The 11,829-nt window shown below is 45.5% G+C and carries 9 protein-coding genes and 1 pseudogene; 8 read left to right on the top strand and 2 right to left on the bottom strand.

Features of this window, described 5'->3' with window-relative positions:
- Nucleotides 1–128 precede the first annotated feature (128 nt).
- Nucleotides 129–2,246: a hypothetical protein gene (locus ACBP55_RS22805; protein ID WP_464645166.1), complete on the top strand. Its 2,118-nt coding sequence runs from the start codon at nt 129–131 to the stop codon at nt 2,244–2,246.
- Nucleotides 2,247–2,587: 341 nt separating this feature from the next.
- On the opposite strand, the gene ACBP55_RS22800 is transcribed toward ACBP55_RS22805, so the two are convergent.
- Together ACBP55_RS22800 and ACBP55_RS22795 are read right to left on the bottom strand one after the other, a co-directional pair.
- On the bottom strand, nt 2,588–3,178 hold the full coding sequence (locus ACBP55_RS22800) for a beta-class carbonic anhydrase (protein WP_464645165.1): 591 nt from the start codon (nt 3,176–3,178) through the stop codon (nt 2,588–2,590).
- Between the two features lie 51 nt (nt 3,179–3,229).
- Nucleotides 3,230–3,556 carry an iron-sulfur cluster biosynthesis family protein gene (locus ACBP55_RS22795; RefSeq protein WP_464645164.1) on the bottom strand — a complete coding sequence of 109 codons (327 nt, stop codon included), beginning with the start codon at nt 3,554–3,556 and terminating at the stop codon, nt 3,230–3,232.
- A 142-nt stretch (nt 3,557–3,698) separates the two neighbouring features.
- Here ACBP55_RS22795 and ACBP55_RS22790 point away from each other — a divergent pair, with 142 nt between their 5' ends.
- From ACBP55_RS22790 to ACBP55_RS22760, 7 genes and pseudogenes are all read left to right on the top strand, one after another.
- Nucleotides 3,699–5,219, top strand: coding sequence for a carboxypeptidase M32 (locus tag ACBP55_RS22790; protein ID WP_464645162.1), 1,521 nt, complete (start codon nt 3,699–3,701; stop codon nt 5,217–5,219).
- Nucleotides 5,220–5,613: 394 nt separating this feature from the next.
- Nucleotides 5,614–6,627: an ABC transporter substrate-binding protein gene (locus tag ACBP55_RS22785; RefSeq protein ID WP_464645160.1), complete on the top strand. Its 1,014-nt coding sequence runs from the start codon at nt 5,614–5,616 to the stop codon at nt 6,625–6,627.
- A 49-nt stretch (nt 6,628–6,676) separates the two neighbouring features.
- Nucleotides 6,677–7,450, top strand: coding sequence for an ABC transporter ATP-binding protein (locus ACBP55_RS22780; protein ID WP_464645159.1), 774 nt, complete (start codon nt 6,677–6,679; stop codon nt 7,448–7,450).
- 40 nt (nt 7,451–7,490) lie between these two features.
- On the top strand, nt 7,491–8,285 hold the full coding sequence (locus ACBP55_RS22775; protein ID WP_464653385.1) for an ABC transporter permease: 795 nt from the start codon (nt 7,491–7,493) through the stop codon (nt 8,283–8,285).
- Nucleotides 8,286–8,354: 69 nt separating this feature from the next.
- Nucleotides 8,355–9,313: pseudogene (locus ACBP55_RS22770) on the top strand (aromatic acid exporter family protein).
- 114 nt (nt 9,314–9,427) lie between these two features.
- Nucleotides 9,428–9,994, top strand: a complete 567-nt coding sequence (gene cotE, locus ACBP55_RS22765) for an outer spore coat protein CotE (RefSeq protein WP_173190417.1) — start codon at nt 9,428–9,430, stop codon at nt 9,992–9,994.
- 145 nt (nt 9,995–10,139) lie between these two features.
- Nucleotides 10,140–11,606, top strand: a complete 1,467-nt coding sequence (locus ACBP55_RS22760) for a putative amidoligase domain-containing protein (protein WP_464645157.1) — start codon at nt 10,140–10,142, stop codon at nt 11,604–11,606.
- The last annotated feature ends 223 nt before the right edge of the window (nt 11,607–11,829 follow it).

Here is an 11,829-nt window from a genome sequence, read left to right as displayed (position 1 = left end):
TGCTTACGATGCCAGTTTTGCTAAAGCAAAACTCAGTAGATGCTTACGAAGTAAGTTTTCTACGAAAACTCTAAGATTATGCTTACGATGCCAGTTTTGCTAAAGCAAAACTCTAAGGAGGACTACCTGTGAACCAACAACGAAAGATGAAACGCTTGCTAAGTCGTTCGGCTTTAATGCTAACCGCAGCAAGCTTCCTAACATTCCCCTTTGCAACATCGGCTTTTGCTGGGAAGGAAGGCGTGTTTCTCAGTGATTCCGTGTACTTTACATTGGACAAAGTTACCTTGTCTGCGGGGGCTGAGGATGGCTCACTGCGCTTCTCGTTAGGCTTGAACAATAACAGCAGCTCTCCGGTTGATTTCAATAACTATGGGGTTAAAGTCATAGATTCGGACGGTGTGTCTTACACGGCGAAGCTGAGTGAAAAAGTAACGGCGCGTGTGAAAGCGGGAGAAACCGGCACTTTCAAATTTACTTCTGAAATTCCTACGAATTTGACACCGTCTCAATTAAAGGTCGACATTTTCGAATGGAATTATAACGCGATGGAAGATATTGGTGCTTTATCCGTTGAGGCAGCTTTGGCGGAGTCGGGTCAATCCGTGCTCCAACAAACGGTTCTTAATTTGAAGGAGCTGGACTCTACGCTTGCTGATGATGCGTTAGTAACGGCACAATTAGGCAATAGCTATAAAGTATATAAAGACGGCGCATGGATGGTATATACCGACTTGCTGCTTGAGAATCTAAGTAGTTCAACGCTCAAACTGCCGGATGGACTTGAGTACAATTTCCAGGATAGCAAAGGGCTGACATACAGTGCCCAGATAGCCAAAGTGGAAGGGCAATCCTTGCTTCCTCAGCAGCCTGTTAAAGCCACCTTACAAGCTGCGGATCCAGCAGCACTTGAGACCAAAGATTTGGCCTTGCTCTTCTCTCCAAAAGGTAAGGTAAAGACAACCGTTTTGGGTTCCTTGAATGTAGCGAAGTCTTTTGCCATTGGTAAAATCGGTGAAAAGACGGAGTATCCAAACATGAATGTTAAAGGACTAACGATCTCAACCTCATGGGCAGCAGCTAGTAAGCAATCGGATGGTTTACATTTGCAAGCCAACGTGACCTTAACGAATCAAAGCGATGGAATTGTGACCATACCCAATTTATCGGCTGAGTTCCAAGCACTTCGAGGCAGTGTAGCTGTTACCTCTAGCGACAACGCCGTACGCACGTCGTATTTATCACCGAATGAGTCAACGACTTTCCGTTTCTCAGGCATTTTGCCTGCTGGGTTGAACACGGATTCGCTGCAGTTGGTAGTTCTTGAGAAACAGACTGCTGCATCAACAACGACACAGCCAAGTACAGGAACCGGCACTACAGACACAAGCAGCAATAAGCAAGTGGCAACTTTACCGGTTTCTGTAACGACACTCGCTGGCGCAGGAAGCGGTGGAGAGGTCTCTTCTTACGCAGCTGCACAAGCGTATACTCTTGGCACACCATTTAAGCTTACCGCAAGTAATCTTATTGATTCGAATGTCGATGTATCCCTCGTGGAGTTTGGGATGAGTGAGAATTCGGACTTCGGGTTTAAGACAGTTGTTGCGAAGTATAAGCTGACAAATAAAGGAACAGCGTCTTTGACCGTACCAGATTTCCAAACGGATTTGACAAGCGCAGAAGGTTACACTTACTCGGGCGTTCGACAATCAGCAATAGCGAAGAGCATTGCGCCAAACACAAGTTATGTGATGAGTTATTCTTACATGCTGCCTGCCAGCGAGAAAGCTGACCAGCTCGCTCTTAATGTCTATGATGCAAATCGCCTAACGGTAGGATCATACAAAACAGCCATTCAACCAATACCAAGTACGGGTGCTATCTCCTTGTACCCATACACCATCGACTTGAAGGATTACTCGGTTAGTGCTACATATAATAAAGATTCATCCTATGCTTACAGGTTACGAATGGATTTGGATGTGAAGAGGCAGGAGCAGGTGATTACGGATGCGAACTTCTCAACACTTGCTTTTGAAGTTGTTGACTCGGAAGGAAGATTGCTAAGCTCCAAAATTATGAACTTCACAGGGCAACAGAAGATTATGTCTGGTGTTCAGTTCATTGATTTCGGCAATATCAAATCCGAACAATTGAGTTCCGATGTCAGCATCAACGTTTATGAAGTGGTTGCAACACCTAACGGTGACGCTAAACGTCTAGTGAAAACGATAAAAATGTAACAAAGTATGAGCAAGAGGCTGACTCAAAAGGTTAAAAACCTAGCGAGCGGCCTCTATTTTTTTCGATACGGAGCGAAATTTAACAGGAATTCCTCCTGTTCATTTGGACTGCCCCTTTTTGAAACGGAGCTTTCGACGAGTGGTGACGGAGATTAGCGCGGAAAACGCACTTAATTTGAGCGAGTGCCGCGGTGAGCTTGACATTGAAATACTGAAGAGCTAATTTCGAAGCAAATAAGGCATTTAAACGAGACCCACTTCGAGTGTACATGTCATAGAAAAAAAGCCCTCAACTCCACGTTCGCAGTTGAAAGGCTTCTTTGTTTTGATTTTAGGCTAGCTCAGTCTACTTTCAAAGACTTGGATCCGTCTGACTCATAACCGACTTCCACCAAATCAAGTCGACCTGACTCGGGATCCATGATGAGGCCGTGAACGGGTAAATTTTTTGGGAGCAAGGGGTGATTTCGAATGATGTTAACGCTTTTCTCGATGCCTTCTCGGACATGATTAAAGCCTGTTAACCAACGAGACAAATCGATGCCCGAATGTCCAAGGGTCTCAATAACATCATCGGAGATGCCTCTATTTTTTGCTTTCGTGATCACACTCTCCGAATTTAATCCCGTCATCCCGCAGTCGTGATGGCCGATAACGAATATTTCATCCGCTTCTAACTGGTAGACGGCGACGATAATACTCCGCATAACGCTTCCGAAGGGGTGAGAGACAATCGCTCCGGCATTTTTAATGATTTTGGCGTCGCCATTCTGAAGATTCATGGCTTTGGGCAGCAGTTCGACCAGCCGTGTATCCATACAGGTAAGAACAACCATCCGTTTGTCTGGAAATTTCGTAGTTAGAAACTCTTGATACTGCTTGGTTTCTACGAATTCCTTATTATAGTTCAAGATTTCGCTAATTAAAGACATGGTTTCCCTCCAGGTAAGTTGATGTGCTGCTTGTCTTTATTTTTTGCAGCTTTATCTTTTGTCGACTAAGCTCATACCCGCGTTATAAATTTGATTATTACTCTTAAGTATATAGGATTTATTTCCTTCATGGTAGTCGATTTTCATGTTTTCTTCAAAAAAGATCTCGTCCTTGGCTTTATAAATGAGCTTGAAAGTCTCGGTTTCAGCGGTAAGATCATCAGCATTTGCTTGGGAAACGAGCCAAAGGGTAGGCACACCGTTCACGGAGCAGCCGCAGTCTTCTGTATCAAAAACTAGCTTTAAAATAGTTTCATTCTGGTCAGAAGCAAATGGTGTCAATCTATGAATAGCTGTATCTGTAAACGTGATTTTCATATGAGTCATCTCCTTCGAATGGTTGAACAAAAGGTTTCTTACAGAAAGCTTGTCATTATTTTATCATACCCAAGCATAAATTTGATTCTGAGTAGGGGACGAAGTATGATAAAATAAGAAACTTTTGGGAGGAGATTAGAGCATGAGTGTGCAAGCAGCCCCAGCAAAGCTGGAATCTTTCAAGGCCTATGTCCGCAAAATGAAGCAGTATGAGGAGGCCATCGCCTTAATTTATTGGGATATGCGTACCGGCGCTCCAAAAAAAGGAATAGAAACTCGTTCCGAAGTTGTCGGAGAGCTATCCACCGAAGTTTTCCGTATGTCTACTTCCGATGAGATGGGAAGTTATTTGGACTTTTTCATGCAGCCTTCCGAACTTGAGAAGCTAGATGCCATTTCAAAAAAAATGGTCGTAGAATGCAAAAAAGAATATGATCGCAGTAAAAAAATACCGGCTGAGAAATATCAGGCCTATGTTGTCCTTACTTCGCAAGCAGAATCCGCATGGGAAGATGCGAAACATAACTCCGATTGGGATTCGTTCCAACCCTATTTGGAGAAAATCGTAGCGACAACCCAAGAATTTATCGAGTTATGGGGCTACGAGGGCAATAAATACAACACCTTGCTGGACATGTATGAGCCGGGAATGACAGTTGAGAAATTGGACGAAGTATTCGGTGCGCTGCGTGAAAAAGCGGTTCCCTTACTTCAGCGTATTCAAGCTTCAGCTAATCAGCCTAATCGATCCTTTTTGGATCAACAATTTGAAATTAGCAAGCAGAAGAAGTTCTCACTTTCCATTTTGAAGCAAATGCAGTATGACTTTGAAGCGGGCCGATTAGATGAAACGGTGCATCCTTTTGCGACGGCGTTAAATCCAGGTGATGTTCGGATCACAACACGCTATTTGCCGAATGACATCACGTCCGCTTTGTTTGGAACGATTCATGAGGGCGGGCATGCGCTGTATGAGCAAAATATTTCCAAAGACTTAGTAGGTACGAATCTTTGCACAGGAACATCGATGGGTATTCACGAGTCACAGTCCCGCTTCTGGGAAAATGTGATCGGCCGCAGTAAAGAGTTCTGGAGTCGCTACTATGGCGAGCTGCAAACGACGTTTAGCGGGCAAATTGATGATGTAGACTTAGATTCCTTTTATCGCGCCATCAACCATATTGAGCCTTCATTAATCCGCATTGAAGCCGATGAATTGACTTACAACTTACATATTATGATTCGCTACGAGTTGGAAAAAGGGTTATTCAACGGTACGATTGCCGTAGCTGATCTGCCTAAAGCTTGGAACGCCAAATACGAGGAGTATTTGGGCGTGGTTCCTGCGAATGACGGCGAAGGTGTACTGCAGGATGTGCACTGGTCTGGCGGCGCATTTGGTTATTTCCCATCTTATGCTCTCGGTAATATGTACGCGGCGCAATTCACGCACACCCTTCGTAAAGAGCTTCCGAATTTCGATAGCTTGATTGCAGAAGGCAATCTGGTGCCGATCAAGGAATGGCTAACAGACAAAGTATACCGACATGGCAAGCTTTTGACGCCGAATGAAATCATTCGCGATGTGACGGGTGAAGAGTTGAATCCTAACTATCTGGTTCAATATTTGGAAGAGAAGTATCAAACGGTTTACGGTATTTAATATGTTTAAAGCAGCATCTTGAGGCAGGAAGGCCTTGGGGTGCTGCTTTTTTGTGTTCTATTGGATAAATGTGGATTTTTAAAATCGTGAATTGGTTTGAATGATGTTGTAAAAAGTACAACAATTGCTGCCAAGATCCAGCCTTTCACCCTTCGATGTTGCATAATGTACAACAATTTGGCCCAATTTAGAGCATTTAGCAACAAATGGGCTCAAAATGTTGTACGAAATGCAACTCAAAGTTGCAAAATAGCCTTTTGGCGTGTGAATTGTTGTAGTAACTACAACATTGGTAATCACTATAGCCCACCCTCCATATTTTCAGAAAATCAATATTAACCGACTTCTGGGCTCCTGCATAGGATACAGTACTACTTTTATCGGAGGGACGTCTATGAACAATCGGAAAAGATGGGGATTCACATTATCCGCCGTCCTGCTTCTCAGTGTAATCGTTTCGGCGTGCGGAACGAAAAGCCAAGAAACCACTAAGGTTCGTATTGGTGAAGTCACGCGATCAATCTTTTATGCACCGCAGTATGTGGCTTTATCACAAGGTTTTTTCAAGGATGAAGGACTTGATGTTGAATTGACTACCACCCCAGGTGGCGACAAGACGATGACAGCCTTACTGTCAAACGCTATTGATGTAGCTTTAGTCGGATCGGAAACGTCGATCTACGTATCTCAACAAGGCTCGGATGATCCGGTTATCAATTTTGCTCAACTGACACAAACAGATGGTACCTTCCTGGTTGCCCGGAAGAAAGTGGATAAGTTCGACTGGAACTCGCTTAAGGGCTCTGTTTTCCTCGGTCAACGAAAAGGCGGCATGCCTCAAATGGCAGGGGAGTTCACATTGAAGAAGCACAATATCAACCCGCAAAAGGATCTCCAACTCATCCAGAATATCGAATTTGCTAATATTGCATCCGCCTATGCATCGGGAACAGGGGAATATGTGCAGCTCTTCGAACCGCAAGCTTCCATTATTGAAAAAGAAGGCAAGGGCTTCGTTTTGGCTTCCTTTGGCGTGGAGAGCGGACACCTGCCTTACACGGTTTTTATGGCGAAACAAAGCTTCATGAAATCAAATTCAAATACAGTGCAGAAGTTCACTAATGCGGTACAACGAGCGCAGCTTTGGGTTGCAGCGAAAAGTGTGGATGAAATCACGAATGCCGTTTTGCCTTATTTTAAAGATATCGATGTGGAAATTGTAAAAAGTGTTGTCAAGCGCTATAAGGATCAAGGATCATTCGCAACGGATGGTATTGTTGATGAACAAGAATGGAACAATTTGCTAGATGTGATGACTTCTGCCGGTGAGTTGAAAGAAAAGGTAGCTTGGAAAAAGCTAGTGAACAATACGTACGCAGAAAAAGCAAAATCGAACGTAAAACCGTAGTCATCAACATTAGGCATGTCGATGAATCGAACAAGAGGGGAGTACGAACATGGAGACAGCTGTGACTGTAAAAGATGTGACACAAGTTTATGTGACCGAGGAACGAGCTACACTTGCTGTAGAGCAGATTGATTTTGAAATCCAGCGCGGTGAATTCGTTAGTCTGATCGGTCCAAGTGGCTGTGGGAAGACAACTCTCTTATCGATCATAGCCGGGCTCATTCATCCGACAGCGGGGACGGTGACGGTAGCGGGAGGAGTCGTAAACGGCCCATCGACAAGAGTGGGATATATGCTTCAACAGGATTATTTATTCCCTTGGCGGTCGATCGAAGACAATGCTTGTATGGGTTTAGAAATTACAGGAACGTTAACCAAAGAGAATAAACAGGGTGTGCTTCATTTATTGGATGAGATGGGGCTGCTCGGCTTCAAAGACTATTATCCCGCTCAGCTATCCGGGGGCATGCGTCAGCGGGTTGCGTTAGTTCGAACATTAGCCACAGAGCCTGAACTGCTTCTGCTGGATGAACCGTTCTCCGCACTCGATTATCAAACCAAACTTCAACTGGAGGATTTGGTTGTAGAGACGCTTCGTGCGAAGAAAAAGACGGCTCTCCTCGTGACACACGATATCTCTGAGGCGATAGCGATGAGTGATCGTATCATCGTGCTGGATCCTAATCCGGGACGAATTCGCAAAGAATTTATCATTCCGCAGGAAATTCGGTCATCCGTGCCTTTCGCAGCGCGGGAACTGCCTGATTTCCATGTTCTCTTTCGATTGATTTGGCAAGAGTTTGGGGGCGTGCATCATGAGTGATGGTCAAAAGCAGGCGCGTCTCAACGAAAATGCAGGCGAAATGCTTACACAACAAGTTCATCAGCAATTTTTGGCTGTAAGGAAAAAGAAAACAAACTATGTAAGGCTTGTTCAACTAGCTATCCTACTGTTGTTTTTTTTCTTCTGGGAAGTGGTTGCCCGTTTAAAGTGGATCGATGTGCTGCTTTTTAGTTATCCAACGAAAGTTTTTAAGCTGCTCTGGGATAAACTCCTTGATGGCAGTCTCCTTCCGCATGTGGGCGTAACGGTCGTTGAAACCATTATCGGCTTTGTACTAGGCACTTTGTTCGGCACAGCGTTAGCTGTTGTGATTTGGTGGTCGCCGTTTCTCTCCCGCGTGCTTGATCCTTATATTGTCGTGCTGAATAGTATGCCTAAAGTAGCGCTTGGACCTTTATTTATCGTAGGTTTGGGCCCTGGCTTGCTTTCGATTATTGCGACTACGCTTTCGATAACCGTTATTATCACAACTCTGGTTGTGTACGGGAGCTTCAAAGAGGTGGACCACAATTATGTAAAGGTCGTCACTTTATTTGGAGGCAATCAGAGAAAAGTGTTCTTAAAGGCTATACTTCCCGCTTCATTTCCCGCCATTGTCTCGACGTTGAAAGTGAATGTAGGTCTGGCATGGATCGGTGTGATCGTAGGCGAATTTCTCGTTTCGCAAATGGGGCTTGGTTATTTAATTATATATGGTTTTCAAGTATTTAATTTTACTCTGGTCATCTCTACTTTGTTCGTCATTGCGATTGTGGCTACAGTCATGTATCAAATTGTGTCCAAACTGGAAAAAAGAATGACAAAACATCGATAAGACTTGCCACTTTTTGCCCAAAATGAAATAATTAGCCCATAGTTAAACCAGCAAAGAGGTGACAAAGCTATGGGTTTTCGTGTGCTCAAAACAGCGCTTGCGGTCATTATAGCGATGTATCTAGCGCACGTATTAGATGTGAAATCGCCTGCGGCAGCGGGACTTCTCGCTATTCTGGGTATCGAAGTGACGAAGAAAAAAGGGATTCAGAGTGCACTTCATCGGATCGGAGCATCGATGCTCGCGCTTCTTACTGGTTCTCTTCTTTTTATGGTATTAGGGTTCCATGTGTGGGTAGTGGGTATATTCATCCTCGTTGTGTTCCCTATCCTGCATCGGCTGCGAATTACAGAGGGTGCTGTGACTGGAGCCGTTGTCATGCTGCATCTCTTCGCCTATGAGTCTGCCGGATGGATGGCAGTATTGAATGAAATATTACTTCTGCTCGTAGGACTGGGTACAGCAACACTCATCAACATCGCCTATATGCCTAAGACGGATAAAGCGATCGAGGCGCATAAGCAAAGAATCGAGTCGCTATTCTCGGATATTTTTGTAAACATGGCTAAGCATTTGAGAGACAATACCGTAATATGGGACGGCAAAGAGCTTTTGGAAGTAAGTGAAGAGATCAATCATGGGGCAGGACTGGCAAAACGTACGATGGAGAATACACTCATTTTCGGAGGAGACCCCTATTTGCAGGTGTATTTCTTTATGAGGGGTGAACAGTTGGAGTCTATTCATCGGATGATCGATCTGGTGGCCCAAGTGTATCAAACCTTGCCGCAGGGGGAGTGGGTGGCTGCGATTCTTGAAGATATTAGTCAATCGGTTAAGGAAGATTACTATACGGGTGAAGCGGAGAAAGAATTACAAGCTCTGGATGCTCGTTATAAACAGCTGCCTTTGCCGAGAGCCGGGAAGAATTCGAGGTGCGATCTGCCATTTTACAGCTTAACAGGGAGCTTATGCAATATTTATCTATAGCCAAAAAGCAAAAAAAACAGCGTCCACAGGCGGGTTGACTCTTAAAGATATGAGTATTTTTATATCGCAAAAATAATATAAAATAATTGTCACTCTAGACTACTGTCCTGCATACACTTGTAATGAATGATTGTATGGAGGAGGTTGAAAGGATGTCATTAGATAAAGATTTGCAAAGCAGAGAGATCATAACAAAAGCTGTCTGCGGTAAAGGTCGCAAATTTTCGCATGTAAGTCATACCGTGACTCCGCCCTTTTCTCCGACCAGTATATTGGGCGCTTGGATTATTAATAACCAATTCGAGGCGATCCAATCCGGAGAGGGCGTAGAGGTAGTTGGTACTTATGATATCAACATCTGGTATTCTTACGATCGAAACACCAAAACAGACGTAGCAAAAGAAACCGTTTCTTATGTAGAAATCGTTGGGCTAAGCTATCTGGACAAAAAACATAAGCCGACGACAGCCGAAGTTTCTGCTGTTGCGACGCAAGAGCCTAACTGTGTGGAAGCTAGTATCTCTTCAAGTGGCAACAGCGTTATCATTCGGGTAGAACGTGAATTCTCAGTCGAGCTCATTGCCGAAACGAAAGTTTTTGTCATTGTTAGCCCGTATGGTCCAAGTGACTTCGACGACAAGCATGTGGATTTCGATGACGGCGGCGATGGAGATTTCGAGGATCTCGATGCCGATCTGCTTGAGGATGGATTGGATTAAGGAATCTTATACGCCAGTGTATGCGGGTGAAAGAGGTTCGGCAGAGGGCATTTGCCCTCTTTTTTGTTTTATTTCAATAAATGGGCAGTAGTTCAGATATCGGGACTGTAAGGGTGGAATGAGATCGGAGAAGGGACAAAAATGGATGGAAACATTCTTACTGCACGCACAGGAAAAAGACGCGCTGGAGCTTGCGAATCTAATCCGTATACCCAGTGGATCTAAGCTGCCGGTCGATTGGCGAGGCCAGGTCGTGATTCATTGGGGAGCAACTCATGATGAGTGGCCGCAGAAACCGGCGCTGCAGCCCATCAGGGCTATTCTTAGGGCTCAGATGCGTAAGAAGCGGGAAGAACTGCTTCAATTGCACGGCATCAAGACTGTAGCTTGGGCTAATAACCGAAGTGCAAAGGATGAGCGATTGGCATTCACACATAAATATAAGGTTGCTGTATTTCATTTGCAGACATTGATTGTTTATGAGAAGAACGAAACACTCTTGTTATCGGAGAAAGCTCTTTATAATCAAAGACAAATAAATGCCAACTCGGCCTACATAGAAGTGACACCAGATCGTGCCAATTTTCATGTCCGCAGGGCTAGCCGTGAGTCTGTAAAAGCTGTCTATGCGCTCGGCCTAGACTATGGTCTTGTCACCATAGGTGTATTGCCTAGCGGGCACACCTTAGTACTAGACGTGGATCCCGTTCCCAAGCTGAACGGGAAGCTGGCGCAGTTGTTCGCACAGGCGATCGATCGCTATGAGATAGCCGTCTCGAAAGAGCTGCAGCGCAAAGAGCGGGCGATGCTCGGCAGCGACCCCGAGTTTCTGCTGCTCAGCCCGCAGGGCAAGGTCGTCTTCGCCGACCGCTTCCTGACGCGGGATGGCGAAGTCGGCTGCGATGCCGTCGTGCTCAGCGGGCATCGCGTGATCTTACCGCTGGCGGAGCTGCGCCCGCAGCCAAGCACAGACCCGCGCGAGCTGGCGAGGAACCTGCGATCTACGATGCAGCTCGCCGCGCGGAAGATCGACGACGAGAGCCTCTCGTGGCTCTCGGGGGGCATGCCGGTGGGGGGCTACCCCCTCGGCGGACATATCCACTTCAGCCGCTGCTGGCTGAATGGGCATTTATTGCGCGCGCTCGATAACTACCTCGCGCTGCCTTTGATCTTGATCGAGGGCGACACGACGCGGGAGCGTCGCCCTCGATACGGCTTCCTAGGCGACTTCCGCAAGAAGTCGCATGGGGGCTTCGAGTACCGCACCCTGCCGAGCTGGCTGCAGTCGCCTGATATTACGCGCGGTGTGTTCGCGCTGGCCTCGCTCATTGCAGACAACTATTGGCTGCTGCCTCGGCAGCCCTTGCAGGATCCGGAGATCCAAACGGCTTACTATCGCGGGGATAAGCAGCGGCTTCAAGCGACAGTTGCTAAGCTTTGGCAGGATATTGAGGAGCTGAAGGGATATGACCTATTTGCTGCCGATTTGGATCGTCTCCGAGCAAGAATCACGTCGATGGAACCCTGGAACGAAAGAGCTGATTTTCGCAAAGCTTGGAAAATTGCACCCTACCATCGTAAAGAAGCTATTGAAGAGCAAATCATGTTATAATACTGTATCTATATAGTGAATCTATAAGAGAGTTGAAATGGTTTTATTCTGCGCATAGGGATTCGCAGTTAGATGCTGCATTTACAGCTGAATAAGAGCCTCCAGAAGCTGCTATTTTACATAAAAGTGATGCAGGTTGATGGATAGCGGTCTTTAGGGGCTCTTATAACGAGAAATCATTGGAAATTAGAGCAAATTCGATTTGATAAAAGCCTTTAGAAGC

The sequence above is a fragment of the Paenibacillus sp. WG02 genome (genome assembly GCF_055396115.1).
This window is presented reverse-complemented; position numbering and strand designations above follow the sequence as displayed.